The organism is Pseudomonas sp. Bout1 (genome assembly GCF_034314165.1).
Taxonomy (GTDB): domain Bacteria; phylum Pseudomonadota; class Gammaproteobacteria; order Pseudomonadales; family Pseudomonadaceae; genus Aquipseudomonas.
This window is the reverse complement of sequence record NZ_JAVIWK010000001.1, coordinates 5,918,356-5,944,335: the sequence shown is the minus strand read 5'-3', so window position 1 is coordinate 5,944,335 and position 25,980 is coordinate 5,918,356. Positions and strand designations below refer to the sequence as shown.

General features: G+C 59.5%; 27 protein-coding genes and 1 riboswitch. Of the genes, 14 read left to right on the top strand and 13 right to left on the bottom strand.

Annotated features, from left to right (window positions below):
• Positions 1 to 2 precede the first annotated feature (2 nt).
• On the bottom strand, positions 3 to 641 hold the full coding sequence (gene upp / locus RGV33_RS27505) for a uracil phosphoribosyltransferase (RefSeq protein WP_003216149.1): 639 nt from the start codon (positions 639 to 641) through the stop codon (positions 3 to 5).
• Positions 642 to 806: 165 nt separating this feature from the next.
• Here upp and RGV33_RS27500 point away from each other — a divergent pair, with 165 nt between their 5' ends.
• The 4 genes from RGV33_RS27500 to RGV33_RS27485 all read left to right on the top strand — a co-directional run bounded on the left by RGV33_RS27500 (position 807) and on the right by RGV33_RS27485 (position 2,744).
• Positions 807 to 1,364 (top strand): hypoxanthine-guanine phosphoribosyltransferase, encoded by a 558-nt coding sequence (locus tag RGV33_RS27500; protein ID WP_003216150.1) that lies wholly within the window; start codon positions 807 to 809, stop codon positions 1,362 to 1,364.
• Between the two features lie 3 nt (positions 1,365 to 1,367).
• A complete protein-coding gene (locus RGV33_RS27495) occupies positions 1,368 to 1,835 on the top strand; it encodes a WbuC family cupin fold metalloprotein (protein ID WP_322147421.1) in 468 nt (155 codons plus the stop codon).
• A gap of 35 nt (positions 1,836 to 1,870) precedes the next feature.
• Complete coding sequence (locus RGV33_RS27490; protein ID WP_322147420.1) at positions 1,871 to 2,356, top strand: hypothetical protein; 486 nt, start codon at positions 1,871 to 1,873, stop codon at positions 2,354 to 2,356.
• Positions 2,357 to 2,456: 100 nt separating this feature from the next.
• Positions 2,457 to 2,744, top strand: coding sequence for a PA4642 family protein (locus tag RGV33_RS27485; RefSeq protein ID WP_322147418.1), 288 nt, complete (start codon positions 2,457 to 2,459; stop codon positions 2,742 to 2,744).
• 53 nt (positions 2,745 to 2,797) lie between these two features.
• Here the strand turns inward: RGV33_RS27485 and mqo are convergent, their stop codons facing one another.
• The gene (mqo, locus tag RGV33_RS27480; RefSeq protein ID WP_322147417.1) at positions 2,798 to 4,306 is read right to left on the bottom strand and encodes a malate dehydrogenase (quinone); all 1,509 of its coding nucleotides are present in this window, start codon (positions 4,304 to 4,306) and stop codon (positions 2,798 to 2,800) included.
• Between the two features lie 726 nt (positions 4,307 to 5,032).
• Entirely contained in the window at positions 5,033 to 5,266 is a 234-nt protein-coding gene (locus RGV33_RS27475) for a hypothetical protein (protein WP_322147416.1), read from the bottom strand.
• Positions 5,267 to 5,450: 184 nt separating this feature from the next.
• Between RGV33_RS27475 and RGV33_RS27470 the strand changes: the two genes are divergently transcribed.
• Positions 5,451 to 6,035 carry a YajG family lipoprotein gene (locus RGV33_RS27470; protein ID WP_322147415.1) on the top strand — a complete coding sequence of 195 codons (585 nt, stop codon included), beginning with the start codon at positions 5,451 to 5,453 and terminating at the stop codon, positions 6,033 to 6,035.
• A gap of 143 nt (positions 6,036 to 6,178) precedes the next feature.
• On the opposite strand, the gene RGV33_RS27465 is transcribed toward RGV33_RS27470, so the two are convergent.
• Positions 6,179 to 6,388 carry a hypothetical protein gene (locus RGV33_RS27465; protein WP_322147414.1) on the bottom strand — a complete coding sequence of 70 codons (210 nt, stop codon included), beginning with the start codon at positions 6,386 to 6,388 and terminating at the stop codon, positions 6,179 to 6,181.
• Between the two features lie 181 nt (positions 6,389 to 6,569).
• Here RGV33_RS27465 and RGV33_RS27460 point away from each other — a divergent pair, with 181 nt between their 5' ends.
• Positions 6,570 to 6,827: a hypothetical protein gene (locus RGV33_RS27460; RefSeq protein ID WP_322147413.1), complete on the top strand. Its 258-nt coding sequence runs from the start codon at positions 6,570 to 6,572 to the stop codon at positions 6,825 to 6,827.
• 97 nt (positions 6,828 to 6,924) lie between these two features.
• Here RGV33_RS27460 and RGV33_RS27455 read toward each other — a convergent pair whose 3' ends face one another.
• On the bottom strand, positions 6,925 to 8,088 hold the full coding sequence (locus tag RGV33_RS27455) for a 1-acyl-sn-glycerol-3-phosphate acyltransferase (RefSeq protein WP_322147412.1): 1,164 nt from the start codon (positions 8,086 to 8,088) through the stop codon (positions 6,925 to 6,927).
• Positions 8,089 to 8,233: 145 nt separating this feature from the next.
• Between RGV33_RS27455 and RGV33_RS27450 the strand changes: the two genes are divergently transcribed.
• The 4 genes from RGV33_RS27450 (at position 8,234) to RGV33_RS27435 (ending at position 10,278) form a co-directional block, all read left to right on the top strand.
• Positions 8,234 to 8,413 (top strand): CPXCG motif-containing cysteine-rich protein, encoded by a 180-nt coding sequence (locus RGV33_RS27450; protein WP_322147411.1) that lies wholly within the window; start codon positions 8,234 to 8,236, stop codon positions 8,411 to 8,413.
• Between the two features lie 11 nt (positions 8,414 to 8,424).
• The gene (locus RGV33_RS27445) at positions 8,425 to 8,685 is read left to right on the top strand and encodes a putative signal transducing protein (protein WP_010170538.1); all 261 of its coding nucleotides are present in this window, start codon (positions 8,425 to 8,427) and stop codon (positions 8,683 to 8,685) included.
• Positions 8,686 to 8,721: 36 nt separating this feature from the next.
• Entirely contained in the window at positions 8,722 to 9,342 is a 621-nt protein-coding gene (locus RGV33_RS27440; RefSeq protein ID WP_322147409.1) for an SOS response-associated peptidase, read from the top strand.
• A 117-nt stretch (positions 9,343 to 9,459) separates the two neighbouring features.
• Entirely contained in the window at positions 9,460 to 10,278 is an 819-nt protein-coding gene (locus RGV33_RS27435; RefSeq protein ID WP_322147408.1) for a M48 family metallopeptidase, read from the top strand.
• A gap of 160 nt (positions 10,279 to 10,438) precedes the next feature.
• On the opposite strand, the gene RGV33_RS27430 is transcribed toward RGV33_RS27435, so the two are convergent.
• From RGV33_RS27430 to RGV33_RS27420, 3 genes are all read right to left on the bottom strand, one after another.
• A complete protein-coding gene (locus RGV33_RS27430) occupies positions 10,439 to 11,023 on the bottom strand; it encodes a TMEM165/GDT1 family protein (RefSeq protein WP_003216166.1) in 585 nt (194 codons plus the stop codon).
• 88 nt (positions 11,024 to 11,111) lie between these two features.
• Positions 11,112 to 11,231: riboswitch (yybP-ykoY riboswitch) on the bottom strand.
• A 51-nt stretch (positions 11,232 to 11,282) separates the two neighbouring features.
• Entirely contained in the window at positions 11,283 to 12,281 is a 999-nt protein-coding gene (locus tag RGV33_RS27425; RefSeq protein ID WP_322147407.1) for a class I SAM-dependent methyltransferase, read from the bottom strand.
• 30 nt (positions 12,282 to 12,311) lie between these two features.
• Entirely contained in the window at positions 12,312 to 13,274 is a 963-nt protein-coding gene (locus RGV33_RS27420; protein ID WP_416152091.1) for a 2-hydroxyacid dehydrogenase, read from the bottom strand.
• A gap of 87 nt (positions 13,275 to 13,361) precedes the next feature.
• Here RGV33_RS27420 and RGV33_RS27415 point away from each other — a divergent pair, with 87 nt between their 5' ends.
• The gene (locus tag RGV33_RS27415) at positions 13,362 to 13,994 is read left to right on the top strand and encodes a LysE family translocator (RefSeq protein ID WP_322147406.1); all 633 of its coding nucleotides are present in this window, start codon (positions 13,362 to 13,364) and stop codon (positions 13,992 to 13,994) included.
• A gap of 15 nt (positions 13,995 to 14,009) precedes the next feature.
• On the opposite strand, the gene RGV33_RS27410 is transcribed toward RGV33_RS27415, so the two are convergent.
• From RGV33_RS27410 to RGV33_RS27390, 5 genes are all read right to left on the bottom strand, one after another.
• Positions 14,010 to 14,495, bottom strand: coding sequence for a DUF3304 domain-containing protein (locus tag RGV33_RS27410; protein WP_322148751.1), 486 nt, complete (start codon positions 14,493 to 14,495; stop codon positions 14,010 to 14,012).
• Positions 14,496 to 14,568: 73 nt separating this feature from the next.
• Positions 14,569 to 16,875, bottom strand: coding sequence for a DUF2235 domain-containing protein (locus RGV33_RS27405; RefSeq protein WP_322147405.1), 2,307 nt, complete (start codon positions 16,873 to 16,875; stop codon positions 14,569 to 14,571).
• A complete protein-coding gene (locus RGV33_RS27400; protein WP_322148750.1) occupies positions 16,863 to 17,348 on the bottom strand; it encodes a DUF3304 domain-containing protein in 486 nt (161 codons plus the stop codon). Before RGV33_RS27400 ends, RGV33_RS27405 begins: the two co-directional genes overlap by 13 nt.
• A gap of 73 nt (positions 17,349 to 17,421) precedes the next feature.
• Entirely contained in the window at positions 17,422 to 19,740 is a 2,319-nt protein-coding gene (locus tag RGV33_RS27395; RefSeq protein ID WP_322147404.1) for a DUF2235 domain-containing protein, read from the bottom strand.
• Positions 19,728 to 20,213: a DUF3304 domain-containing protein gene (locus RGV33_RS27390; RefSeq protein ID WP_322148749.1), complete on the bottom strand. Its 486-nt coding sequence runs from the start codon at positions 20,211 to 20,213 to the stop codon at positions 19,728 to 19,730. The genes RGV33_RS27395 and RGV33_RS27390 overlap by 13 nt, the downstream gene beginning before the upstream one ends.
• Before the next feature lie 467 nt (positions 20,214 to 20,680).
• Here RGV33_RS27390 and RGV33_RS27385 point away from each other — a divergent pair, with 467 nt between their 5' ends.
• The 3 genes from RGV33_RS27385 to RGV33_RS27375 all read left to right on the top strand — a co-directional run bounded on the left by RGV33_RS27385 (position 20,681) and on the right by RGV33_RS27375 (position 25,971).
• Positions 20,681 to 22,363, top strand: coding sequence for a fatty acid--CoA ligase (locus RGV33_RS27385; RefSeq protein ID WP_322147403.1), 1,683 nt, complete (start codon positions 20,681 to 20,683; stop codon positions 22,361 to 22,363).
• Between the two features lie 331 nt (positions 22,364 to 22,694).
• On the top strand, positions 22,695 to 24,563 hold the full coding sequence (locus RGV33_RS27380; protein WP_322147402.1) for a DUF1302 domain-containing protein: 1,869 nt from the start codon (positions 22,695 to 22,697) through the stop codon (positions 24,561 to 24,563).
• A 43-nt stretch (positions 24,564 to 24,606) separates the two neighbouring features.
• Positions 24,607 to 25,971, top strand: coding sequence for a DUF1329 domain-containing protein (locus RGV33_RS27375; protein ID WP_322147401.1), 1,365 nt, complete (start codon positions 24,607 to 24,609; stop codon positions 25,969 to 25,971).
• Positions 25,972 to 25,980: the final 9 nt, after the last annotated feature.

Here is a 25,980-nt window from a genome sequence, read left to right as displayed (position 1 = left end):
GGTCACGCGTCCTTCTGCTTGGTACCGAAGATCTTGTCGCCGGCGTCGCCCAGGCCCGGGATGATGTAGCCGTGTTCGTTCAGGCGTTCATCGATCGACGCGGTGTAGATCAGCACGTCCGGGTGGGCTTTCTCGACGGCGGCGATGCCTTCGGGAGCGGCCACCAGCACCATGGCGCGGATGTCCTTGCAGCCGGCTTTTTTCAGCAGGTCGATGGTCGCAACCATAGAGCTGCCGGTGGCGAGCATCGGGTCGATGATCATCGCCAGGCGCTCGTCGATTTCCGGTACGAGTTTTTCCAGGTAGGTGTGGGCCTGCAGCGTTTCTTCGTTGCGGGCCACGCCCACGGCGCTGACCTTGGCGCCCGGGATCAGGCTGAGGACGCCTTCGAGCATGCCGATACCGGCGCGCAGGATGGGCACCACGGTAATCTTCTTGCCGGCGATTTTCTCGACCTGCACGGGACCACACCAACCGGCGATCTCGTAGTTTTCCAGGGGCAGGTCTTTGGTTGCCTCGTAGGTGAGCAGCGCTCCGACTTCCTGAGCAAGCTCACGGAAGTTCTTCGTGCTAATGTCGGCGCGGCGCATAAGGCCGAGTTTATGTCGGATCAGCGGGTGGCGGATCTCACGGATGGGCATGGGGAAAGGCTCCGGCGGCGGGCAAAAAAACCGGCCTAGATTAATCTATCCGAGGGTGTTGTCCTATAGACATCTAGTACGTTAGTCCATTAAGGCTTGAACGTTGCGCCTCACATGCGTACCTTTGCCCGCTTTTCTTGCCACAGCACCCCCTTGGAGAGCGCCATGTCCGCTGATCTCGAGCATATCCGTCAAATCATGCGCGAGGCTGACTGCCTGTACACCGAAGCGCAAGTCGAAGAGGCCATCGCCAAGGTCGGCGCGCACATCTCCCGCGAAATGGCCGACACCAACCCGGTGGTCTTTTGCGTGATGAACGGTGGCCTGATTTTCGCCGGTAAGCTGCTCACTCATCTGCAATTCCCGCTGGAAGCGTCCTACCTGCACGCCACCCGCTATCGCAATGAAACCAGCGGCGGCGACCTGTTCTGGAAAGCCAAGCCGGAAGTCTCGTTCATCGACCGCGACGTGCTGATCATCGATGACATCCTCGATGAAGGTCACACCCTGGGTGCGATCATCGATTTCTGCAAACACGCCGGCGCACGCAAAGTGCACACCGCCGTGCTGATCGACAAGGACCACGACCGCAAGGCTCGCCCGGACCTGAAGGCCGACTACGTGGGCCTGCCGTGCATTGACCGTTACATCTTCGGTTACGGCATGGATTACAAAGGCTACTGGCGTAATGCCAATGGGATCTACGCCGTTAAAGGTATGTAATCAATGGCCAGCTTTCTTGATCAAACGCTGTTTGCGGAGCTGGCCGAAAAAGCGGCCCAGAGCCCCCGTGGCCGGCATCACCATAACTTCCACCAGATGGAAGAGCCGTGCCACCGCATGGCGGTGGGCATGCAGCCCGGCACTTATGTGCCGCCGCATCGCCATCTGAGTGCCGACAAGGCGGAAACCTTGCTGGTGCTCAAAGGCAGCCTGGGGTTGCTGATTTTCAGCGAGACCGGCGAGGTGCTTGCCAAGCGCGTGATGCAGCCCGGCGGTGAATGCCAGGGCGTGGATTTGCCTCCGGGTGTGTTTCACGGCCTGGTGGTGCTGGAGCCCGATACCTTGATGTTCGAGTGCAAGGCCGGACCGTATCGACCGGTGAGCGAGGGTGAGCTGGCCAGTTGGGCTCCCCGTGAAGGCGATGCTGAAGTGGCCGAGTATCAGCGCTGGATGCTTGCCCAGTTCGATTGAGCTAAAGTGCCGGGCCATCTTCCACGGAGCGGCCCATGCGCTTTTTGATCCGCGGTTGCGCCGTACTGGCGCTGACCCTCAGTTTCCCCCTGGCGGCGGCTTCTGCGCCGCTGCATAGCCAGTTCCTGCCGCCCGACGACCTTTCCCTGAGGGCCGAAGCGCCGGACCAGCAGCAGTTGCTGCAAGTCACCGAGTATTCGGTGGTGGTGGGTAACCAGCGTCAGTCCACCCAGCAGCCGATTCCGGTGACCTCACCGTTGATGATTCGCCTCAAGGGCAAGTCCCTGAACAAGGGCGCGACCATTGCCCAGGTGGTCCTCAACTTCGACGCCGAGAGCAAAAGCCTGAAAAAGCCGGTGTTCGACGATAAAAGCAAAACCCTGACCTTGTCGTATCCGGTGACCCAGTACCGGGTGATCGTCGACTTGTTGCGCAATGACACGGTGTATGTGCAATTCCTCAGTTACGCCAATGGCCATATCTGGGCTGATTTGCACACCGGGGCGGTGCGCGCCAAATAACACGTGCTACGGGGTTTAGGCGTGTAACGGCGCTTTCGAAGAAAGGGCCTCGCAGGTAGACTTTAACCCCCGTGTAAATGTCTGCAGGCTGGAGTCGGTAATGCGTAAAGATAAGAAACAGCTGATTGGTGATGAAATCGGCGACGAGCAAATCAAGCTGTTCCTGAATTTCGAGCCGGTAGACGCCACATCGCCGTCCCTGCACAAACTGGTCAAGGCTTACCGTGGCCTGCGCATCGACGACTTCGAGCGTTTCCTGGGCTTTTTCAAGGAGGCCGGCCTGGACCTCGACGGCAAGGACGAACATGGCCTGACCTTCGTAGACGTGATCAAGGACCAGCGCCACGCTGCGGATTACATCGAGTTGATCGAACAAGCCCGCGGCTGATTGTTGCGGACGAAAAAAAACGCCCCATCGGGGCGTTTTTTTATGGCGAGGCCTCAAGCGTAGCTTTCGGTCTCGCTGCTCTGCTCAACCAGTTCCAGGCTGATGTTGTTCTGCGTGTTGATCTTGCGATACAGCTCGGCATCGGTCTCCAGGACCTTTTCGCGAGCCGGGAAGATCTCGTGCAGCTTGGTCGCCCACTCGCCGGCGGTTTTTTCCGGGAAGCAGCGTTCGATCAGTTCCAGCATGATCGAAACAGTCACCGAAGCACCCGGGGATGCGCCCAGCAGGGCGGCCAACGAACCGTCCTTGGCCGCAACCAGTTCAGTACCGAATTGCAGCACGCCGCCTTTCTTCGGGTCTTTCTTGATGATCTGCACCCGTTGGCCAGCCACTTCCAGGCGCCAGTCTTCGGCTTTCGCTTCAGGGTAGAAGCGGCGCAGGGATTCCAGGCGCTGTTCCATGGACTGGCGCACTTCGCTGACCAGGTACTTGGTCAGGTCCATGTTGTCCCGGGCCACGGCCAGCATCGGGCCGATGTTGCCGGCGCGAATCGACAGGGGCAGGTCGAGGAACGAGCCGTGCTTGAGGAACTTGGTGGTAAAGCCGGCGTATGGTCCGAACAACAGGGACTTCTTGCCGTCGACCACGCGGGTGTCCAGGTGCGGCACCGACATTGGTGGCGAACCTACGGCGGCCTGGCTGTAGACCTTGGCCTGGTGGTGCTTGACCACTTCCGGGTTGTCGCAACGCAGCCACTGGCCGCTGACCGGGAAACCGCCAAAACCTTTGCTTTCTTCGATGCCCGAGGCTTGCAGCAGCGGCAGGGCCGCGCCGCCGGCGCCGAGGAACACAAACTTGGCGTCCACGTCACGGGAATTGCCGCTGTTGACGTCCTTGATGCTCACGGTCCAGCCGGCGCCGTTGCGCTTGAGGCCGGTGACGCGCTTGCTGTACTTGACCTGGGCGTCCGGCGCGCTGGTCAGGTGCGAGAGCAACTGGTTGGTCAGGGCGCCGAAGTTGACGTCGGTACCGTTCATTACGCGGGTGGCCGCAATTTTTTCGTCGAGCGGGCGGCCGGGCATCATCAGCGGCATCCACTCGGCCATCTCGCTGCGGTCTTCGGTGTAGTGCATGTCCGAGAACGCATGGTGCTGGCTGAGGGTTTCAAAGCGCTTTTTGAGGAACGACACGCCCTTTTCGCCCTGCACGAAGCTCAGGTGCGGCACGGGGCTGATAAAGGACTTGGACGAGCCAAAGGTGCCTTTCTTGGTCAAGTAGGCCCAGAACTGCTTCGACACCTCGAATTGGGTGTTGATGTGCACGGCTTTCTTGATGTCGATGGAGCCGTCGCCCGCCTGCGGCGTGTAGTTCAGCTCACACAGCCCGGCGTGGCCGGTACCGGCGTTGTTCCACGGGTTGGAGCTTTCCGCGGCACCCGAATCCATCAGCTCAACGACTTCCAGCTTGAGGCCGGGGTCGAGCTCTTTGAGCAGTACGGCGAGGGTGGCACTCATGATGCCCGCACCTACCAGTACTACGTCGACTGCTTCGTTATGCGCCATTTAACGCGTCTCCAAAATCTGCAGCACCAAATTGACGGCATGGCTGCCAGGAGTGACGGGGCGGTTCACGTGATGCCCCAGATTACCCATGGCCAGGATCGCCATGTCCGATTCTTCGCAATTTATCGCAAGCGGACGCTGCCGGCCGGGCCTGATGTGCGTATGAACGCATTTAAGGGCACCTGTGGCAATTCGACTTATGGTCAAGTTCGTCCGATCGTGCAACCAAATCCGTAGCGGACAGGCTTCAAGCTCCGGTTTTTGAGGAGTACTCGGTCCTGTGTGGTGGGGCGGTTCCAGACGCTGATGGTGCTTGTACAAACGCAAAACTATTCATTTGCTCGCCACACTCTTGTGAAGTTGTGAAAACCCGTTTTTTTCACGCTCTTTTGAAGACGTGAACCTCAAAAAAGGGCTGCCCCAGCCTGGCACCTGGCCCGAAATCACTGCCGGCAAGCGGCAAAACGGGCGAACAACTCAAGTGGCCGAGCGCATGGCAGCTCTGGCAGATTCGGGTAAAGACGAAGGTTTGCAGAGAACACTGCACGCTCGCCAGCTTCACTCGATCTGTGTGGGCGGCTCTCTGTGGGCGGTGCGGGGAGCTAATACAAGTGCATTAGCGATGCTGCGAGGCCCGATCAGGAGACGTCCTTATAATCGGGGGGAGATTGTAGCGAAGAAATGCGCGCAAATGGACGTGTTTAATGACTTTTATTAGCACTCTGGTCAGGAGGCCAACGCGTGCCGTGGCTGTGGCGGTGAAACGCGAGGGCTGACACGGGCGCTGGCGGGCAGCGGACGGTGCATCCAGCTCAAGCGGGCCTCTTGGACTTCGACCCAACCTTCGCCGACGGGCGGCAGGCTGCACTCCTTGAAGGCTTTGCAGCAGCCTTGCGCGTCGAGCAGCGCGAAGTGGCGATGACTGGCGTGGGAAAAGAACAACGACTTGAGAAGGCGCATGGTTTTGTACCCGGTTCGTTACATGCTGCGAAGGTTGGCAGTCTGGCATGACAGTGGGGTGACGGTTCTGTGTGGAAATTGTAATTTCGCCGACAGTTCAGCCGCCGTTCAGGAATTCTGGTGAGTGGCGAGCGCTCACCGTTATACTGGCGCCCTGTTTGCATCTAGTCCTGGAGAAATGAGTATGTTGCAACGCCTGTTGTTCGGTTTGATCACTGTGACCAGTTTGACCCTGGTTGGCTGCGCCCACAGCCCGCAACAACTCAGCCCGCAACCGAAAATCACCACTCAGTTGGCGCCTGTTGGCCATGGCCAGCCGGTGTCGGTGCGTGTGGTTGACGGGCGTCCATCGCCGACCCTCGGCACCCGTGGCGGGCTGTACCCGGAAACCAGCGCCATCACCGTGACCGGTGCCGATGTGCTGCCTAAGTTGCAAGCCCAGGCCGAAGCGGCTGTGCGCCTGCTGGGCTTCACCCCGGCCAACTCGCCCGGCGCTCCGCAATTGACCATTACCCTGGCCGAGCTGAAGTATCAGTCGCCCAAGGAAGGCCTGTACGTGACTGAAGCCACCATCGGCGCAACCTTCAAGTCTGATGTCACCGCCGGCACCCGTCGCTACAGCGGCCGCTATGGTGCCTCCCTGGACCAGCGCTTCGGCATGGCGCCGAACCAGGAAACCAACACCAAGCTGGTCAGCGACGTGTTGAGCGATGCCCTGACGCGTCTGTTCAAGGACCCGAGCATCGGCCAACTGCTTAGTTCCCAGTAAGAGCAAGCTTGCTCGCGATGGCGGTTAACGATAACGCGCCCATCCAGAAGTAACGCGGCGGGCTGGCGTTTTTCGCGAGCAAGCCCGCTCCCACAAAAAAACCGGACTCAGCGATGAGCCCGGTTTTTTTACGCCTGTAGTGTTCATGCAGCTGTTTCGACATAAAAGTCCAGCACGCTCACCCCGGTCAGAAAATCCAACTCCGGCAGGTCGGCATGCTGATGCCCTCCGAGGGCGCAATACACCAGCCAGTGGCGGTCTTGCACATTGAACGCGAGGCCGCCCACCAGCGCCTCTTGCTCCTCGCTTGGGGCAATCAGATACAGCCAATCCTGGTTTTGCGCATGCAGCATGACAAGCTCCCGGCCTTTCGAAGGGCAACAGAGTGGCTTGTTAAGGTGACGTTCAGGTGACGCTGTAAATTACTGGATACATTAGCCGTCAATGGGGAAGGAGCAATCACGCGCAGGCGGCGCATATCATTCAGGTTTGTATCTGAACCGATACCAAGACACTGATACATCGAGGTTTGCGATGTCGCTGACCGCACTACTGCTCAATTCCCTTGCCCTGTTGTTAGCCTGTCCGGCGGCTTGGCTGCTGTTTGTCACACGCCTGCGCGAACAACGCGCGATGGCCAGGCTTGCTGCGCAAAGCGAAATGCGCGCCATTGATCAACCAATGCTGTTTCTTGATGTGCTGACGCAGCGTACCCACCGCCTGTTCTACCGGCTGGGGTTTGCCTGGCTCGGGCTGGCGTTGCTGGTTTCCTGGATCAGTACCCGATTGTAAGAGCACCTTAAAACAGATGTGGGGCTTGCCCGCGATGGCAGTGAGTCAGCCGATAGATTCGGGGGCTGACACTCCGTCATCGCGGGCAAGCCCCACATTACAGGGCGATCCCCGCTTTAACCCGGTACTGATTCCTCACCGGCGTTGCGTATTGCAGCACCAGGTACGGCCGGTGCTCGGCCGGGCAGGCATTCAGGCGTCGCTCCCACTCGGCTTTCGCCTTGGCCAACTCATCCGCCGGGAACACCTCGGCTGCGCTCGGCACCTGCAAGTGCGGGTCGGCGTCGCTCCATTGGGCGTACGCCAGGTAATGCACCGGGAACAATCGATAACCGCCCAGAATCTGCCGGTCCATCTCGATGGCCAACAACTTGGTGTCTTCGAATGCCTCGGTGATCGGCGGCGCGAAGTTGACGTGCACCCGGCCCTTGTAGCCGGTGATGCCCAGGGCAATGCTCACGTCATCTTCCCCGGGCGCCTTGCTGTAGGTGCCGGTGGTGGCGCGGATGTACAACTCGCGGGCCTTGGCGGCATCGCACGGGTCGTACTCGTAACTGATGGACACCGGCGTCAGGTTCAGCGACTGGATGACCTCGGCGAACGGCTCGTCCTTGCGGCTCATGTGGAACATCTTGAGGATCGCCGACTCGGTTCGATCATCCCCATCCTTGGCGCGGCCTTCAGCCTGGGCGATCCAGATCGACTGGCAGTCGTTGCGAATCGAATGGTTGATGTAGGCCGACAACAGTTGGTACGCCGCCATCTTCTCTTTGCGCCCGGTGATCGAGCGGTGCACGATGAAACTCTTGTTCAGGCGCATCAGGTCGCTGACAAACGGCTTTTGCAGCAGATTGTCGCCGATGGCGATGCGTGGCGTCGGCAGGCCGGCGTGGTACACGGCGTAGTTGACGAAGGCCGGGTCCATCACGATGTCGCGGTGGTTGGCCAGGAACAGGTAGGCACTGCCGGACTTGAACTGCTCGACGCCGGTGTAGGTCACGCCGTCGGTTGCGCGCTCGATGGTGTGGTCGACGTAAAACTCGACTTTGTCCTGCAGCGTGGCCACGGTGGTGACGCCGGCGAACTCACGGCGCAGTTTATGGGCGATCATTGGCTTGAGCAGCCAGCCGAACGCGCCGGCGAAGCGCGGGAAGCGAAAGTGGGTCAGGATGTCCAGAAAGGCCTTGTCACTGAACAGTCGGGCCAGCACCGCCGGGACTTCGCTGTCGTTGTAAGGTCGGATGGTATCGAATTCGCCCATCATGCTCTCTTGTTAGAAACGGCTAGGGTAAGTAAAGGTTTGGATCAATAAATATCAGGGCGTGGTCCGGGCAAATTGGCCGGGACGAAAAATAGCCCTGTAAATAGACCGGCGATTATACGCACAAGTCACCTGGGAGACCGCGATGGAAGAGGAGTCGTACGAATGTCCTTATTGTGGCGAGGTCGCCACGGCGTTACTGGATCTGTCGGGGGGCGATCAGGAATATATAGAAGACTGCCCGGTGTGCTGCCGGCCCATTGTGTTCGACCTGCAGGTTCATGACGGCGAATGGATGCTCAACGTGCGCAGCGAGAACGAATAAAAGGTACGCCCATGCAGCGAATCTACGAACCGGAAAACCTGATGGAAGGCGAGCTGCTGCAAGGCATGCTCGAAAGCGAGGGCATCACCGCGCACCTGGTGGGGCGTGATTTGCTCGGAGGCACTGGCGAGCTGCCAATCTACGGCCTCCTGGCGTTGGCGGTTGAGAACGACCAGGCCGCCTACGCCCGTGAGCTGATCACCGCCTACAACGGTGCGCAGCCGGTGCCGGGGGATGAACCCGACAGCTTCCCCGACGTGTTGGTCTGTTAGGCTGTCGGCCAGTTTCTCCAAGAGTCGTGTTGCCCCATGTGTGGACGTTATGCCCTGTTTCGCTGGAACCCCACGTTTGCTGGCTTGCCGGGCTTTCCGGCCGACCAGCAGGCCCAGTGGAACATCTCTCCCAATGATTCGGTACTGATCCAGCGCCTGAGCGAAGGCCAGCACACCCTGGCGCGGGCGCGCTGGGGGCTGACGCCGCCCTGGCTGACCGATCTCTCTCGCACCCCGGCCCATGCCCGCGCAGAAACCCTGGCCGAGCAACCGATGTTTCGCGAGGCCTTTCGCCAGCGCCGCTGCCTGTTGCCGGCCAATGGTTTCTACGAATGGCGCGGCACCCAGCGCAAACGCCCGTACTGGCTGACGCCGGGGGAGGGCAGCACACTGTTCTTTGCGGCGATCTGGGAAGCGTATCCGGTGCAGGAGCAGGTGTGGCTGAGTACGGCGGTGGTGACCCAGGCGGCACAGAGTCAGCGGCGGCCGCTCATTCTGGATGCTGCGGGGCAGGCCGCCTGGCTGAACCCCGAGACGCCGCTGCACACCTTGCAGGCCTTGTTGGCCAGTGAACCCACCGCGTTGCGCGAGCGGGTATTGGCCAATATGGTCAATGACCCGAAGCTGAACGGGCCAGAGTGCCTGACGCCGGGTTAAACCTTGAAGGCGCCGGTGTGGGATATGTCTGAAATCAGGCGGCTACACGTCTGTTGTATCTGGCGCCGATACAATTGGCCGACTACGATACGCGCCATGTTTTCAGGGAGCAGGTTGATGAAAAAGACAGTGGCGGTATGTGCATTGGGCGCGGCGGTATTGCTCGCCGGTTGCCAGTCGGTCAACACCACCAGCGGCGGCGCGGTTGGGGTGGAGCGCAAGCAGTACATGTTCAGCATGTTGTCGAGCCAGGAAGTCGACCAGATGTACGCGCAGTCGTACCAGCAGACCCTGGGGGAGGCCAGCGGCAAAGGCCTGGTGGACAAGACCAGCGCCAACGCCAAGCGTGTGCAGGCGATTGCCAACCGCTTGATCGCCCAGGCGCCTACGTTCCGGCCGGATGCGGCACAGTGGAAGTGGGAAGTGAACCTGATCAAAAGTGACGAGATGAACGCCAACTGCGGGCCTGGCGGCAAGATCTTTGTCTATAGCGCGCTGATCGACAATCTCAAGTTGACCGACGATGAACTGGCCGCGGTGATGGGCCATGAAATCGCCCACGCCTTGCGTGAACACGGCCGCGAAGCCATGTCCAAGGCCTACGGTATCGAGATGGCGAAGCAGGGTGCCGGTGCGTTGTTCGGCCTGGGGCAGGACAGCATGGCGCTGGCCGATACCGTGGCCAACTATGGCATGACCTTGCCCAACAGCCGCAGCAATGAAAACGAAGCAGACCTGATCGGCCTGGAGTTGTCGGCCCGTGCCGGTTACAACCCGAACGCGGCGATTACCCTGTGGAACAAAATGGCCAAGGCCTCGGAAGGCTCGCCACCGGAGTTCATGAGTACTCACCCGGCCTCCAGCAGCCGGATCGCCTCTTTGGAAGCGGCAATTCCGAAGGTGATGCCGTTGTATCAGCAGGCCAAAAAGTCCTGATTTATAAGACTGAAATGCAAATCTGAATGTGGAAGCCCGGCTTGTGTGGGAGCCGGGCTTGCCCGCGATGCAGGCACCTCGGTGTGTCAGTTGCACCGAGGTGATGCTATCGCAGGCAAGCCAGCTCCCACAAAAGCCCAGCTCCCATATGGGGTTGCGTTTAGATCCAGCCGCTGCTCTGCATGGCCTTGTACACCGCAACAATGGCCAGGATGAAGAATGCCGTAGCCGCCAGTCGACGAATCAGCGTCAGCGGCAATTTGTCTGCGGCAAAATTCCCCGCCAGTACCACCGGCACGTTGGCAATCAACATGCCCAGGGTCGTGCCGATAATCACCAGCCACAGTTCCGGGTATTGCGCCGCGAGCATCACAGTAGCGATCTGGGTCTTGTCGCCGATTTCTGCGAGGAAGAACGCGATCAACGTGGTCAGGAATGGCCCGAACTTGCGTGAAGTACTGGCTTCGTCATCGTCGAGCTTGTCGGGCACCAGGGTCCACAGCGCCGTGGCGCAGAAGCTCGCCGCGAGGATCCAGTGCAACACCGCATCCGAGAAGAAACTCCCGAACCAGGCCCCCACGGCACCGGCGGCCGCATGGTTGGCCAGGGTCGCGGCAACAATGCCGGCGATGATCGGCCAGGGTTTGCGAAAGCGTGCAGCGAGAATGAGTGCGAGCAGTTGCGTCTTGTCGCCAATTTCGGCCAAGGCAACGATTGCGGTAGGGACGAGCAGGGAATCCAGCATCAGGTAAGTTCCAGGGGCGGGTCGACACGGCTATGACACGTACAGCCTTCCCGCCCCGGGTAAGGTGTTCGTGTCATAGGTCTTGTCAAACCCCGGTCCGTCTGTGCGGACTCCTGGGTCGCATACGCCATGGCCTGTTGACCAAGTATGTTGACGTATGCCGGACGAGCGTGGCGCTCGTGGGAGACTACTCCCCTAGGACGGAGCGGATTCTGCCTAGGCAAAATCCATTCGGCAAGCCTTCTTTTGGAAAAAGATTTCAGCCGCGCTTGGCACGGTAAATGCGGAAACCCTGGCCTTCTGCCTTGATTGCGCACACGCCCAAATGCTCTTCGATCAGCGGTTGGTACTTCAGGAAGCTGTTCGCAACCAGGCGAAGTTCGCCGCCTTTTGCCAGATGTTTGGCTGCTTTTCGCAGCAGGTTCTCGGTGGCGAAATAATCGGTGTGCACCCCGACATGGAACGGCGGGTTGCTCAGAATCGTGTTCAGGTTCATTGGCGCGGCGTCGATGCCATCGCCAGTCAATACCTCTGCTTCCAGACCATTGGCCGCCAATGTCAGGCGACTGCTGGCAGCGGCGAAGGCATCCACGTCGAGCAGCGTGACGGTGTTATGCGGATAACGACGCTTGACCGCCGCGCCGAGCACGCCCGCACCACAACCGAAATCCAGCACGTGACCACTCGGCAACTTGTCCAGGTGTTCCAGCAGCAGCGCAGTGCCGCGATCCAGCCGACCGTGGCTGAATACGCCCGGCAGGCTCACTACCTTCAGCGGGCCTTCAGCCAGTGGCACCTCGAACACCTGCGCCAGGCTTTCCAGCTCAACCGGCTCGGGAGCATTGGCCACCGTCACCAGCCACAACTGGCAATGCCGCGCATTGTCGAGCTTGCGCGGTTTGCCGAACGGGTTCAGTTGCTTGGCCGCGCTTTCGATGCCGCCTTTCTTTTCCCCGACCAGATACAGCTCTTTGCCGGGCAAACGTGCGGCTACGGCATTGAGCAGGTAGTCGGTGAGCTCCTTGGACTTGGGCAGGAACACCACCGCCGTCTCAAACGAACGCTCGGGCACGTTCACCCCAAACTGGCTGCGCTCGGCAAAGCGCGCGTCCAGTGCCGCCTGGTCGCCGGCGTGCCAGCTCCAGCCATGGGCATTGGGCAGGCGGCCCAGCAGGTCGTCGGCGGGCAAGCCCACCAGCAGCACGTCGCCTTGAAAAAGTTCGGCCTGGCGAAGCAGTACTTCACTGCGCGGATCCATGGTCTGCTCCTTGAAAAGGGGCGCAGTTTATCAACTGACGACGCGCAGCGGGGCGCCGCTGAAAAAGCCCTCGGCGTTTTCGATCAATTGGCCGACGATCCGCTGCCGGGCTTCGCGGCTGCCCCAGGCATTGTGCGGCGTGACGATCAGCCGCGGAATGTCGCCGGCCAGCAGCGGGTTGCCATTCACCGGCGGTTCCACACTCAATACATCGGTCGCCGCGCCGCCCAGGTGCCCGCTGCGCAAGGCATCTGCCAGGGCCTGTTCATTGATCAAGCCACCGCGCGCGGTGTTGACGATAAACGCGCCCGGCTTGAGCAGCGCCAGTTCACGGGCACCGATAAAGTCGCGGGTGTGCTCGTTGAGCGGGCAGTGCAGGGTCAGCGCGTCGACCTGCGCCAGCAGCTCGTCCAGCGGCACGCGATCGGTGCGGGCCGGGCGGCCAGGAATGGCCCCGAGAATCACGCGCATGCCAAAGGCTTCAGCCAAGCGCGCAACGGCACCGCCCAGTTCACCATGGCCCAGCAGGCCGAGGGTTTTGCCTTCCAGCTCGACGATCGGATGGTCCAGCAGGCAGAACTGCTTGGCTTGTTGCCAGAGCCCCGCCTGCACATCCCGCTGATAGTCGTTCAAGCGCGTCGCCAGGTTGAGCAACAGCATGATCGTATGCTGCGCCACCGACGGCGTGCCGTAACCCTGGCAATTGCTCACGGTAACGCCATGGGCGCGGGCCGCGTCGAGGTCGACGTTGTTGGTGCCGGTGGCAGTGACCAGGATCAGTTTCAATTCAGGGCAGGCCGCCAGGGTCTCGGCATTCAGCGCGATCTTGTTGCTGATGGCCACCTGCGCGCCTTGCAGGCGTTCGATAATGTTCTGCGGGGTGGTCTGCTGGTGCAGGCTCAGTTCGCTGAAGATGGCCCGCAAACCGGTGAGGTCCAGGTCCCCGAGGTCCAGGGAAGGGTGATCAAGGAAGACGGCGCGACGATTGTTCATTATCAACTGTACCTTTTGCGGCGAGGTTCGAAGGCGTAATCTGCCGAGCCTATCAGATGAAATAATCAGTTACTTCCTGGAGTGTGCATGTACCTCACCGAGTTCTTGACCGTGGCACTGATTCACCTGTTGGCGGTGGCCAGCCCTGGCCCGGATTTCGCCGTGGTGGTGCGTGAGAGCGTGACCCATGGCCGGCGTGCCGGCACCTGGACGGCGCTGGGCGTAGGCTCGGCGATTTTCCTGCACGTGGGGTATTCGTTGCTGGGCATCGGCTTGATCGTGTCCCAGTCCATTGTGCTGTTCAACGCGCTCAAATGGGCGGCGGCGGCCTACCTGCTGTACATCGGCTTCAAGGCCCTGCGCGCCAAGCCGGCCAAGCCTGCCAGTGCAGAAGACCTGCACCTGGAAGTGGGTGAGCGCACTCCCCGTGGTGCGTTTACCTCGGGTTTTGTCACCAACGGCCTGAACCCCAAGGCCACGCTGTTCTTCCTGTCGCTGTTCACCGTGGTGATCAACCCCCACACGCCGCTGGCGATCCAGGCCGGGTACGGGGTTTACCTGGCCGTGGCCACTGCGCTCTGGTTTTGCCTGGTGGCCATGTTGTTCAGCCAACAGCGCGTGCGCGCCGGTTTTGCACGCATGGGGCATTGGTTTGATCGGACGATGGGCGCGGTGCTGATTGCCATTGGTGTGAAGCTGGCGTTTACCAGTATGAAATAAGCCACTCGGCGTATTTTATTTAGGGCATGACTGGGGTTCCGGCAAATGCAGCGGCGTTTTGATTGGGTAGTCGGGGCTGCCGTAGGCGTTGCAGGAAGTGGTGACTTGAAGTTCGTCGCAAGGTAGGAAGTGGACGGTGATGCCGCAGACTTTTTGGCCGGTGTAGTCGGGGATCGGGACTAGCTTGGAGTGTTGGCGTTTTTGGGCTTCGACCTTGTCAAGCCAGGCATCGTACTTGGCCTCGTCCGCTAGTCCTGGGGAGTCAAAGGAATAAGCCACCCCACTTTCCCAATCAACCCGCACCATCATTCCTGGCTTCCACTTCGAGGGGGCGACATAACAACAACCTCCGCCGCCGCCCTGATACGGCCCAATAATGTCGATACCCGAGCGCCCATCAACACTGAAGTGGTTGATCGCCCAGTGCGTGTGGTTGATCGCCTCAAGCGTGCTGGCCTGTGCATTTGGAATAACTACGACCCCAGCCAACCCACAGGTCATGCCGATCAGTAAACGCCACGGCTGGGGCTTAGGCATGGATTTCGCGTCTTGTGTAGGCAGGCGGGAAACAGATTCAAACCGGCACATTGTTCGCCTCCTTGACCTTGTCGTCATAAGCCTGCCAAATCTCATCAATGGCTTTTTGAGCGTCGGCAAGGCGTTCGGCAGTCATCACGGGGCGCTGCGCCACAGCGCCAGCGTCAACGAACAGCGGCGTCTCAGCGCCCGCAACCATCACCCCATCTTCTTCGCGATACAGCGCGATATCTCTTCTGCGTGCATCGCCGAAGAACACCATGCGCAGCTTGAAATAACTGCCGAAGGGCTCACGTCCCGCCGCGTAAAGAAACCAGGCGCGGGAGTCGTGAACATGATCATCGAACAGTGCGCGTAACAGCCCTTCGGGTTTGCTGGCGTTGCGGCTTTCCTCGACGTTCCGGCGTGTGTGTTCGTCAACGTAGTTGCGCTCATGCAGGGGCGGTGGAAATAGCTGGCTGACCTTCGCCATGGCACTCGCCTTCATCTGCTTGCGCTCGGCTAGCTCTATCTCGCGGGCATTCGCGCCGGGAACAACGGCCATAAGACTTATGCGTACCGGGATCGAGTCAGCGAAGTGCCGGCCGGAAAAGCCTCGGCCAAACTCTTCAGCCGCTTCACGCAGCTGGGTTTGTGCCATGTCGGCGTCGAAGTCCTTGATGCCGGGTTCAAGCGGCTCCTTGGGTTCAAAGCTGAAATGCTCACGGGTTTTTTGCTCTTTGCGGCGTTTTTCGACGACGGCCTGCTTTTTGTTACGGTTGGCCTCGGCCAGGTTGCGGGCGGTTTTATCGGCCTCGGCATCACTGGCCTGACGGTAGAAGTCGGTTTGTTTCAACGTGGCAAAGGCATAGCGGTCGATGCGCCAGGCGGTGATCCAGGCCATTTGGCTGGCTAGCGCGTTTTCCAGGGTGTTGGTAGCTGGGATGGGCTGGTAGTGTTCGATTTGTTCGGGGGAGAGCGGCAATCGCGCCGGGGCCAAATCCAAGGTCACTCGTCGCCAGGCGTTGAAGCGATTGACTAGAGTCGGGGCCACTTCAAATTCTTGCGCCAAATCATCAGTCATCGCCCTCCAAAGTTCTTTGCTTAACTCGACTGACAAAGTTCGCTTCGGCACTTTTAACGGGGCACCATGAGCAAAGGCGTCAGCATACATATCGTGCAGGGCTATCTGAGAAAGCAACAGGCCATCGTTTTGCCCTGCGGCCTTCCCCTGATCCCCCGGCGGATATCCCCCACCCTGATCCGAGTGCATACCGGGATACAACACTTCAACGCTATTGTCCGGATAACCCCCATCCTCCCGCCGAATCGAATCCAGCGGGAAACACAAGCGTTGCTCGTGACTGGCAACGAGATGGAGGCACCGCTTGACCAGGCTGCTGGTGGGCAGTTCTTGAGTGCCATCCGCCCAACTCATGTGCCCGTCTGCGCCGGGCACGGCATGGGCAAGGCCCACCGATGCCACAGTATCCAGTAGCCCCAGGTACTCGATACTGACCGCAAGCCTCAAGTCGCCTGATTGCAGTGAGAGTTGCGACTCTGCGGGCGATAACAGCTCATTCAACCAACTGACAAACGACCGTGCCGCCGCCGCCCCTCGGGAAAACCCATACACATAGAGCCTGATTCCCAGCAGTTTTGGTGCACCAGGCGACGGTTGGGTCAGGGCGATACGTAATGGCGTGGCCAACGCTTCCAACTGCTTGGCAAACTGATAGCGACGAAAGTTGGCGCCAATTGAACCTTCAAGCCCCGCCGGGGCGCCCATGGCTTCGACCGCCGCCCGCAAACTCGGGTTATCCAGCCGGGGCAACGCCAACGTCCGGCGCAAGGCGTCGATGATCATCATCAGGCCCCAATTGATCCGTTCTTCGCCGAACGCGGCGGTAGCCAGGCCGAGTTCGCTGTAGTTCAGGTCGCCGACTTCAGGAAACGGTGTGCCCACACCTGGCATGTAGTATTTGAAGTACTGGCCGAAGCCAGCACCTTTAGCGTCCGTTAAACGTTGCGCCTGGCTGTTATGAGTAGTGCCGCCGGCGTGCCCTTCGCCAATGCTCGCGCGAAACAATCGGGCGATATTCGTCGGGTGTTTGGGATCGGATAAATAAAGATCGTTGTTGAGGTTATTGCCCGTGCCGTCGAAGAACAGGCTGATATGCAAGGTCTTGCAGCAGGGGGGTGTAACACGCCAGCCGGCGGCCACGCATAAGGCATCATGGTAAGCCCGCTCCTGCTGAGATTGGCGCCGGATATTTTGATGAACCTGGCCCGCTCGAGAGGGCAAGCGCCCCTGCTCTGGAAACTGCGGCGGGTAACAGACAGCGGCTTGGTTCACTTCGGGCATGACTTAGGCTCCGGCAAATGCAGCGGTGTTTTGATTGGGTAGTCGGGGCTGCCGTAGGCGTAGCAGGAAGTGGTGACTTGAAGTTCGTCGCAAGGTAGGAAGTGGACGGTGAGGCCGCAGACTTTTTGGCCGGTGTAGTCGGGTACCGGAACCATTTTGCTGTGTTGACGCTTCTGCGAATTCACTTTTTCCTTCCAATCCAAATATTTGGGCCAATCAATGAAGCCAGGAAAATCATCGGAATAGGCAGAGCCACTTTCCCAATCAACCCGCACCATCATTCCTGGCTTCCACTTTGAGGGGGCGACATAACAACAACCTCCGCCGCCTCCCTGATACGGCCCAATAATGTCGATACCCGAGCGCCCATCAACACTGAAGTGGTTGATCGCCCAGTGCGTGTGGTTGATCGCCTCAAGCGTGCTGGCCTGTGCATTTGGAATAACTACGACCCCAGCCAACCCACAGGTCATGCCGATCAGTAAACGCCACGGCTGGGGCTTAGGCATGGATTTCGCGTCTTGTGTAGGCAGGCGGGAAACAGGCTCAAACCGGCACATTGTTCGCCTCCTTGACCTTGTCGTCATAGGCCTGCCAAATCTCATCAATGGCTTTTTGAGCGTCGGCAAGGCGTTCGGCAGTCATCACGGGGCGCTGCGCCACAGCGCCAGCGTCAACGAACAGCGGCGTCTCAGCGCCCGCAACCATCACCCCATCTTCTTCGCGATACAGCGCGATATCTCTTCTGCGTGCATCGCCGAAGAACACCATGCGCAGCTTGAAATAACTGCCGAAGGGCTCACGTCCCGCCGCGTAAAGAAACCAGGCACGGGAGTCGTGAACATGATCATCGAACAGTGCGCGTAACAGCCCTTCGGGTTTGCTGGCGTTGCGGCTTTCCTCGACGTTCCGGCGTGTGTGTTCGTCAACGTAGTTGCGCTCATGCAGGGGCGGTGGAAATAGCTGGCTGACCTTCGCCATGGCACTCGCCTTCATCTGCTTGCGCTCGGCTAGCTCTATCTCGCGGGCATTCGCGCCGGGAACAACGGCCATAAGACTTACGCGTACCGGGATCGAGTCAGCGAAGTGCTGGCCGGAAAAGCCTCGGCCAAACTCTTCAGCCGCTTCACGCAACTGGGTTTGTGCCATGTCGGCGTCGAAGTCTTTGATGCCGGGTTCAAGCGGCTTCTTGGGTTCAAAGCTGAAATGCTCACGGGCTTTTTGCTCTTTGCGGCGTTTTTCGACGACGGCCTGCTTTTTGTTGCGGTTGGCCTCGGCCAGGTTGCGGGCGGTTTTATCGGCCTCGGCATCACTGGCCTGACGGTAGAAGTCGGTTTGTTTCAACGTGGCAAAGGCATAGCGGTCGATGCGCCAGGCGGTGATCCAGGCCATTTGGCTGGCTAGCGCGTTTTCCAGGGTGTTGGTAGCTGGGATGGGCTGGTAGTGTTCGATTTGTTCGGGGGAGAGCGGCAATCGCGCTGGGGCCAAATCCAAGGTCACTTGTCGCCAGGCGTTGAAGCGATTGACTAGCGCCGTAGAAACGTCAAATTCTTGTGCCAAATCATCGGCCATCGCCCGCCATAGTTCATTGTTCGACTCTTTTGGCAAAGCGCTCTTGGGCACTTTCAAGGGAGCACCATGCGCAAATGCATCGGTATAAAGATCATTCAGCGCAATCTGCGACAACAACAAGCCGTCCCCTTCAAGATCATCTTTGCTACACGCCTTCCCCTGATCCCCCGGCGGATATCCCCCACCCTGATCCGAGTGCATACCGGGATACAACACTTCAACGCTATTGTCCGGATAACCCCCATCCTCCCGCCGAATCGAATCCAGCGGGAAACACAAGCGTTGCTCGTGACTGGCAACGAGATGGAGGCACCGCTTGACCAGGCTGCTGGTGGGCAGTTCTTGAGTGCCATCCGCCCAACTCATGTGCCCGTCTGCGCCGGGCACGGCATGGGCAAGGCCCACCGATGCCACAGTATCCAGTAGCCCCAGGTACTCGATACTGACCGCAAGCCTCAAGTCGCCTGATTGCAGTGAGAGTTGCGACTCTGCGGGCGATAACAGCTCATTCAACCAACTGACAAACGACCGTGCCGCCGCCGCCCCTCGGGAAAACCCATACACATAGAGCCTGATTCCCAGCAGTTTTGGTGCACCAGGCGACGGTTGGGTCAGGGCGATACGTAATGGCGTGGCCAACGCTTCCAACTGCTTGGCAAACTGATAGCGACGAAAGTTGGCGCCAATTGAACCTTCAAGCCCCGCCGGGGCGCCCATGGCTTCGACCGCCGCCCGCAAACTCGGGTTATCCAGCCGGGGCAACGCCAACGTCCGGCGCAAGGCGTCGATGATCATCATCAGGCCCCAATTGATCCGTTCTTCGCCGAACGCGGCGGTAGCCAGGCCGAGTTCGCTGTAGTTCAGGTCGCCGACTTCAGGAAACGGTGTGCCCACACCTGGCATGTAGTATTTGAAGTACTGGCCGAAGCCAGCGCCTTTAGCGTCCGTTAAATGTTGCGCCTGGCTGTTATGAGCAGTACCGCCGGCGTGCCCTTCGCCAATGCTCGCGCGAAACAAACGGGCGATATTCGTCGGGTGTTTGGGATCGGATAAATAAAGATCGTTGTTGAGGTTATTGCCCGTACCGTCGAAGAACAGGCTGATATGCAAGGTCTTGCAGCAGGGGGGCGTAACACGCCAGCCGGCGGCCACGCATAAGGCATCATGGTAAGCCCGCTCCTGCTGAGATTGGCGCCGGATATTTTGATGAACCTGGCCCGCTCGAGAGGGCAAGCGCCCCTGCTCCGGAAACTGCGGCGGGTAACAGAAAGCGGCTTGGTTCACTTCGGGCATGACTTAGGCTCCGGCAAATGCAGTGCGGTTTTGATTGGGTAGTCGGGGCTGCCGTAGGCGTAGCAGGAGGTGGTGACTTGAAGTTCGTCGCAAGGTAGGAAGTGGACTGTGAGACCGCAGACTTTTTGGCCGGTGTAGTCGGGGATCGGGACTAGCTTGGAGTGTTGGCGTTTTTGGGAATTAACCTTTTTTTTCCAGGCGAAGTACTTCGGCCTATCGGCAAAACCTGGAAAGTCATCGGAATAAGCCACCCCACTTTCCCAATCAACCCGCACCATCATTCCTGGCTTCCACTTCGAGGGGGCGACGTAACAACAACCTCCGCCGCCTCCCTGATACGGCCCAATAATGTCGATACCCGAGCGCCCATCAACACTGAAGTGGTTGATCGCCCAGTGCGTGTGGTTGATGCCTTCGATAGTGCTCGCGCGGGCACTCGGAACCGACAATGCGCCCACCAGGCCGAAGAGCATGGCGACCAGACAATTGGCACTTACAGGGAGTCTGCATGTGGATGCCTGAGCGTGAGTGCTGCGGCCGGGAAGGGCGCAGGCGATTGCCAAAGTCTTATCCAACTTCGGCCGAAGGCACTCGGTTTCCGAGTAAGGAACCGCCTGGAAGACCGATTTGAAATGGCTGCCCCGCGCCGCGCGGCAGAGGAAAGGGAACCTTGATGCGCTGGAGGTCATGCCTTTTCATCCCTGGAGTTTGCGAAAGCCCAGAGAGTAAAGAGTTGATATCCACGCCGAATGTCAGAAGGTTCGCCTTTAAGCGAAGGCAGCTTCTTGTTCGTAACTGCTCGGGGTAACAGCGAATGCTGGCGCAAAGCTAGCATTGATTGGGTTCTGCAAATCATTCCTTTGGCTGATTTGGCTGAAACACAAGCGCTCTAAAGTGCAGATGTTTCAGCCAAGACCGTGCAGTCAGATAAGGGATTTGTATGTTGCAGACTCGTGTTATCCCGCCCGCCGAAGGCGCCTACCAATACCCGCTGTTGATCAAACGCCTGTTGATGTCCGGGACACGCTACGAAAAAACCCGGGAAATCGTCTACCGCGACCAGTTGCGTTATACCTACCCAACCCTGATCGAGCGCGTCGCCCGCCTGGCCAATGTGCTGACCGAGGCCGGGGTCAAGGCCGGTGACACCGTGGCCGTAATGGACTGGGACAGCCACCGCTACCTGGAATGCATGTTCGCCATCCCGATGATTGGCGCAGTTATCCATACCATTAACGTGCGCCTGTCGCCGGAGCAGATTCTGTACACCATGAACCACGCCGAGGACCGCTTTGTGCTGGTCAACAGCGAGTTCGTGGGGCTTTACCAGGCCATCGCCGGCCACCTCACCACCGTCGACAAAACCCTGCTGCTCACCGACGGCGCGGAAAAAACCGCCGAGCTGCCCAACCTCGTGGGTGAGTACGAAACGTTGCTGGCGGCGGCAAGCCCTCGGTACGACTTCCAGGATTTCGACGAAAATTCCGTCGCCACCACCTTCTACACCACCGGCACCACAGGCAATCCCAAGGGTGTGTACTTCACCCACCGCCAACTGGTGCTGCACACCATGGGCGTGGCGACCATCATGGGCAGCGTCGACAGCGTGCGCCTGTTGGGCACCAACGACGTCTACATGCCGATCACCCCGATGTTCCACGTGCACGCCTGGGGCCTGCCGTATGTGGCGACCATGCTCGGCCTGAAGCAGGTCTACCCCGGCCGTTACGACCCCGAATACCTGGTGGAGCTGTGGCGCAAGGAGAAGGTCACCTTCTCCCATTGCGTGCCGACCATCCTGCAAATGGTGCTCAACGCCAAAGCCGGCCAGGGTGTGGATTTCGGTGGCTGGAAAATCGTCATCGGCGGCAGTGCGCTTAACCGTTCGCTGTATGAAGCGTCCAAGGCCCGCGGGATTCAGCTGACAGCGGCGTACGGCATGTCCGAGACCGGGCCGTTGGTGTCTTGCGCGCACCTGAATGAAGAGTTGATGGCCGGCACCGAGGACGAGCGCACCACCTACCGCATCAAGGCCGGCGTGCCCGGGCCGTTGGTGGAGGCGGCGATTATCGACGGTGACGGCAACTTCCTGCCCGCCGACGGCGAATCCCAGGGCGAACTGGTGCTGCGTGCGCCATGGCTCAGCGAAGGCTATTTCAACGAACCGGAAAAGGGCGCCGAGCTGTGGGCTGGCGGCTGGATGCACACCGGCGACGTGGCCACCCTGGACGCGTTTGGCGTGATCGATATTCGTGACCGCATCAAGGATGTGATCAAGACCGGTGGCGAGTGGATCTCCTCGCTGGCCCTTGAAGATCTGGTCAGCCGCCACCCGGCGGTACGCGAAGTAGCGGTGGTGGGGATTGCCGACCCGCAGTGGGGCGAGCGCCCGTTTGCGTTGCTGGTGGTGCGTGATGGCCATGTGATAGGGGCCAAAGAGCTGAAGGAACATCTCAAGCCGTTTGTGGAATTGGGCCACTTGAGCAAGTGGGCGATTCCAAGCCAGATCGCCGTTGTTACGGAAATTCCCAAGACCAGCGTCGGCAAGCTCGACAAAAAACGTATCCGTATCGACATCATCGAATGGCAGGCCAACAACAGCACCTTCCTCTCCACCCTCTGACACCTCTTGCCGTGCCCTCGCGGGCACGGCAGTGCTCTATTCCGAGCCTTCACTTGTGATTTGCCAATTTTCAGCCATCCTTCCCGCGCTGGCCTTCGCCAGCATGGCGAAAGGACTGTGGCAGACGGGTTGGTGATGCAAATCACACTTTAGAGGGATCAAGCGGTACCCCCTGCTGGCTATAGTCCATCCCAGAGTTTTTCAAGGTGCGGTGCTGTGAGCCTGGCGGGTTCACGAGTTCACCCGGCATTGGAATCGTTGTATTCCGGCCGTTACAAGCACCTTAGAAGCGACTCACTGCCATAACAATAATGCACATGGAGTAGCGTCGATGATCTCAGCAAACCAGTTCTGGCGCCGGGCAAGACTGCCCTTGGCCGTCGGTCTCGCTTCCTCGCTCGCCGGGCCCGCATTCGGCGTCAGTTTCAACATCGGTGAAATCGAAGGCAGCTTTGACTCGTCCCTGTCGGTGGGGGCGAGTTGGTCGACTGCGGGTCGCAACAAAGACCTGATCGGCGCTAACAACGGCGGCAAGGGGTTGTCGCAAACCTCGGATGACGGCCACCTGAACTTCGACAAGGGTGATTCCTTCTCGAAGATCTTCAAGGGTATCCATGACCTTGAGTTGAAATACGGCGACACCGGCGTGTTTGTGCGGGGCAAGTACTGGTATGACTTCAAGCTCAAAGACGACGACCTCGACTTCAAGAACATCAGCGACAAGGGGCGCCCGATGGGCGCCAGGTCCTCCGGCGGGCAGATTCTCGATGCGTTCGTCTACCACAACTATTCGGTTGCCGATGAGCCGGGTTCCGTGCGGTTTGGTAAGCAGGTCATCAGTTGGGGCGAGAGTACGTTCATTGGTGGTGGTATCAACGCCATCAACCCGATTGATGTCGCCGCGTTCCGTCGTCCTGGTGCTGAAATCAAGGAAGGCCTGATTCCGGTCAACATGTTCTACGTGTCGCAGACCCTGACCGATAACCTCTCGGCAGAAGGCTTCTACCAACTGGATTGGGACAAGACCGTTACCGATAACTGCGGGACGTTTTTCTCGCAGCCGGACATTATCACCGGTGGCTGTAACGACAACCTGCGGGTGCTGAACAGCTCTCGCACCCTGCCGGCAGCGCTGGTACCTGCGCTGGCTCGCTATGGTGTGGATGTGAACAGTGAAGGTGTCCTGGTGCGTCGCGGCCCTGATCGTGACGCGCGCGATGGCGGCCAGTTCGGCGTAGCGTTCCATTATAACTATGAGCCGCTCGACACCGAGTTCGGCGCCTACGCCATGAACTATCACAGCCGGGCGCCGATCTTCAGCGCCCACGGTGCTCCGCAATCTGCCTATACCGGTGCAACGCCAGGGTTGCCGGCACAACTGCGGCCATTGATTGTCGCGGGTAACTCCAATTACTTCGTCGAGTATCCGGAAGATATACGTCTCTACGGCTTGAGCTTTTCTACCACGCTGCCTACAGGGACTGCCTGGAGCGGTGAGGTGAGCTATCGTCCCAACGCGCCGGTACAACTGAACTCTACTGACATTCTGTATGCCGGTGTTCGCCCTATCGGCGCCCCGGTACTGAAGGATGCCTCGTTGCTGAACGGTGTACCGGGCCAGGACTTGCATGGCTATCGCCGTAAGGAAATCACTCAACTGCAAACCACGTTCACGCATTTCTTTGATCAGGTCATGGGCGCCACCCGCCTGACTGTGGTGGGTGAAATCGGCATGACCTATGTCGGTGGCCTGGAGAGCAAGTCCGAAGTTCGCTACGGGCGTGATCCGGTGTTCGGCCCAGGCACTCTGCCTAACGGCGCATGTCCTGCGCTTAACAACTCCACCGCGCAGGGCGCCGGACTGCCTAACGCCAATGGCCTGAATACCAACTGCAACAATGACGGCTTCACCACCGCGACTTCCTGGGGCTACCGTGGCCGGGCGATCTGGGAATACCCGGACGTGTTTGCCGGTGTAAACCTCAAGCCCAACGTGGCCTGGTCCCACGACGTCAAAGGCTACTCGCCTGGCCCTGGCGGCAACTTCGAAGAGGGCCGCAAGGCGGTCAGCCTCGGCCTGGATGCTGAATACCAGAACACCTACACCGCAAGCCTGAACTACACCAACTTCTTCGGTGGCGACTTCAGCACCGTGGATGATCGCGACTTTATCGCCTTAAGCGTCGGCGTGAACTTCTAAGCACACTCTCTTTAAGCAGTATGTTTTAAGGAAGAACCAGAACATGAAAATAACTAAAAATCTGTTGCAGGTGGGTGTGCTTGGGTTGTCGATCATGGCGGGTAGCGTCATGGCGGCAGTCTCGGCGGATGAAGCCGCCAAGCTGGGTACGAGCCTGACGCCGATGGGCGCTGAGATGGCCGGTAACGCGGCCGGCACCATCCCCAAATGGTCGCCACTGCCCACCAACGCCGGCGCCGTGGATGCCCGTGGCTTTTTGGCCAACCCGTACGCCAGCGAACAACCGCAATTCACCATCACCGCGCAAAACGTCGAGCAGTACAAAGACAAGCTGGCGCCCGGGCAGTACGCGATGTTCAAGCGCTACCCCGACACCTTCAAGATGCCGGTCTACCCGACCCATCGCGGCGCCACGGTGCCGGCTGATGTGTTTGCCGCCATCAAGAAAAACGCCACCAGCACCAACCTGGTGTCCGGCGGCAACGGCCTGGAAAACTTCGAAACCGCAGTACCGTTCCCGATCCCGAAAAGCGGCGTAGAAGTGATCTGGAACCACATCACCCGCTATCGCGGCGGCAGCGTGACCCGCCTGGTGACCCAGGCCACGCCGCAAACCAACGGCTCGTTCAGCCTGGTGTACTTTCGCGACCAGTTCGTGTTCCGCGACAAGATGAAGGACTACGACCCGAAAAACCCGGGCAACATCCTGTTCTACTTCAAGCAGCAAGTGACTGCGCCGGCACGTTTGGCCGGTGGTGTGTTGCTGGTTCACGAAACCCTCGACCAGGTGAAAGAGCCGCGTTCGGCGTGGGTTTACAACGCCGGCCAGCGCCGTGTGCGCCGGGCGCCGCAAGTGTCGTATGACGGCCCGGGTACTGCCGCCGACGGCCTGCGTACCTCCGACAACCTTGACATGTTCAACGGTGCACCGGACCGCTACGACTGGAAACTGGAAGGCAAGAAGGAACTGTACATCGCCGAAAACAGCTACAAACTCGACGATCCGAAGCTCAAGTATGTCGACATCATCAAGGCCGGCCACATCAACCAGGACCTGGCTCGCTACGAGCTGCGTCGTGTGTGGCATGTGGTTGCAACCCTGAAGGAGGGGCAGCGCCACATCTACGCCAAGCGTGACTTCTTCATCGACGAAGACACCTGGCAAGCCGCGGTCATCGACCACTACGACGGTCGTGGCCAACTGTGGCGCGTGGCTGAAGCCCACGCCGAGAACTACTACGACAAGCAAGTGCCGTGGTACGCCCTCGAAACCCTCTACGACCTGCAGTCCGGCCGCTACCTGGCCCTGGGCATGAAGAACGAAGAGAAACAGGCCTATGACTTCGGCTTCACCGCCACCACCAGCGACTTCACCCCGGCCGCCCTGCGCCAGGATGGTGTTCGCTAACTTGCTGTA

Coding starts and splice junctions, on each gene's coding strand:
- RGV33_RS27390 (WP_322148749.1), bottom strand. CDS start 20,213: ATGCTCTTCGGCCTGGTGGGCGCATTGTCGGTTCCGAGTGCCCGCGCG.
- RGV33_RS27470 (WP_322147415.1), top strand. CDS start 5,451: ATGTTGCAACGCCTGTTGTTCGGTTTGATCACTGTGACCAGTTTGACC.
- RGV33_RS27420 (WP_416152091.1), bottom strand. CDS start 13,274: ATGAACAATCGTCGCGCCGTCTTCCTTGATCACCCTTCCCTGGACCTC.
- RGV33_RS27490 (WP_322147420.1), top strand. CDS start 1,871: ATGCGCTTTTTGATCCGCGGTTGCGCCGTACTGGCGCTGACCCTCAGT.
- RGV33_RS27405 (WP_322147405.1), bottom strand. CDS start 16,875: ATGCCCGAAGTGAACCAAGCCGCTGTCTGTTACCCGCCGCAGTTTCCA.
- RGV33_RS27500 (WP_003216150.1), top strand. CDS start 807: ATGTCCGCTGATCTCGAGCATATCCGTCAAATCATGCGCGAGGCTGAC.
- RGV33_RS27485 (WP_322147418.1), top strand. CDS start 2,457: ATGCGTAAAGATAAGAAACAGCTGATTGGTGATGAAATCGGCGACGAG.
- RGV33_RS27460 (WP_322147413.1), top strand. CDS start 6,570: ATGTCGCTGACCGCACTACTGCTCAATTCCCTTGCCCTGTTGTTAGCC.
- RGV33_RS27455 (WP_322147412.1), bottom strand. CDS start 8,088: ATGGGCGAATTCGATACCATCCGACCTTACAACGACAGCGAAGTCCCG.
- RGV33_RS27415 (WP_322147406.1), top strand. CDS start 13,362: ATGTACCTCACCGAGTTCTTGACCGTGGCACTGATTCACCTGTTGGCG.
- RGV33_RS27430 (WP_003216166.1), bottom strand. CDS start 11,023: ATGCTGGATTCCCTGCTCGTCCCTACCGCAATCGTTGCCTTGGCCGAA.
- RGV33_RS27385 (WP_322147403.1), top strand. CDS start 20,681: ATGTTGCAGACTCGTGTTATCCCGCCCGCCGAAGGCGCCTACCAATAC.
- mqo (WP_322147417.1), bottom strand. CDS start 4,306: ATGGCGCATAACGAAGCAGTCGACGTAGTACTGGTAGGTGCGGGCATC.
- RGV33_RS27450 (WP_322147411.1), top strand. CDS start 8,234: ATGGAAGAGGAGTCGTACGAATGTCCTTATTGTGGCGAGGTCGCCACG.
- RGV33_RS27435 (WP_322147408.1), top strand. CDS start 9,460: ATGAAAAAGACAGTGGCGGTATGTGCATTGGGCGCGGCGGTATTGCTC.
- RGV33_RS27495 (WP_322147421.1), top strand. CDS start 1,368: ATGGCCAGCTTTCTTGATCAAACGCTGTTTGCGGAGCTGGCCGAAAAA.
- upp (WP_003216149.1), bottom strand. CDS start 641: ATGCCCATCCGTGAGATCCGCCACCCGCTGATCCGACATAAACTCGGC.
- RGV33_RS27445 (WP_010170538.1), top strand. CDS start 8,425: ATGCAGCGAATCTACGAACCGGAAAACCTGATGGAAGGCGAGCTGCTG.
- RGV33_RS27440 (WP_322147409.1), top strand. CDS start 8,722: ATGTGTGGACGTTATGCCCTGTTTCGCTGGAACCCCACGTTTGCTGGC.
- RGV33_RS27475 (WP_322147416.1), bottom strand. CDS start 5,266: ATGCGCCTTCTCAAGTCGTTGTTCTTTTCCCACGCCAGTCATCGCCAC.
- RGV33_RS27425 (WP_322147407.1), bottom strand. CDS start 12,281: ATGGATCCGCGCAGTGAAGTACTGCTTCGCCAGGCCGAACTTTTTCAA.
- RGV33_RS27375 (WP_322147401.1), top strand. CDS start 24,607: ATGAAAATAACTAAAAATCTGTTGCAGGTGGGTGTGCTTGGGTTGTCG.
- RGV33_RS27410 (WP_322148751.1), bottom strand. CDS start 14,495: ATGACCTGTGGGTTGGCTGGGGTCGTAGTTATTCCAAATGCACAGGCC.
- RGV33_RS27395 (WP_322147404.1), bottom strand. CDS start 19,740: ATGCCCGAAGTGAACCAAGCCGCTTTCTGTTACCCGCCGCAGTTTCCG.
- RGV33_RS27380 (WP_322147402.1), top strand. CDS start 22,695: ATGATCTCAGCAAACCAGTTCTGGCGCCGGGCAAGACTGCCCTTGGCC.
- RGV33_RS27465 (WP_322147414.1), bottom strand. CDS start 6,388: ATGCTGCATGCGCAAAACCAGGATTGGCTGTATCTGATTGCCCCAAGC.
- RGV33_RS27400 (WP_322148750.1), bottom strand. CDS start 17,348: ATGACCTGTGGGTTGGCTGGGGTCGTAGTTATTCCAAATGCACAGGCC.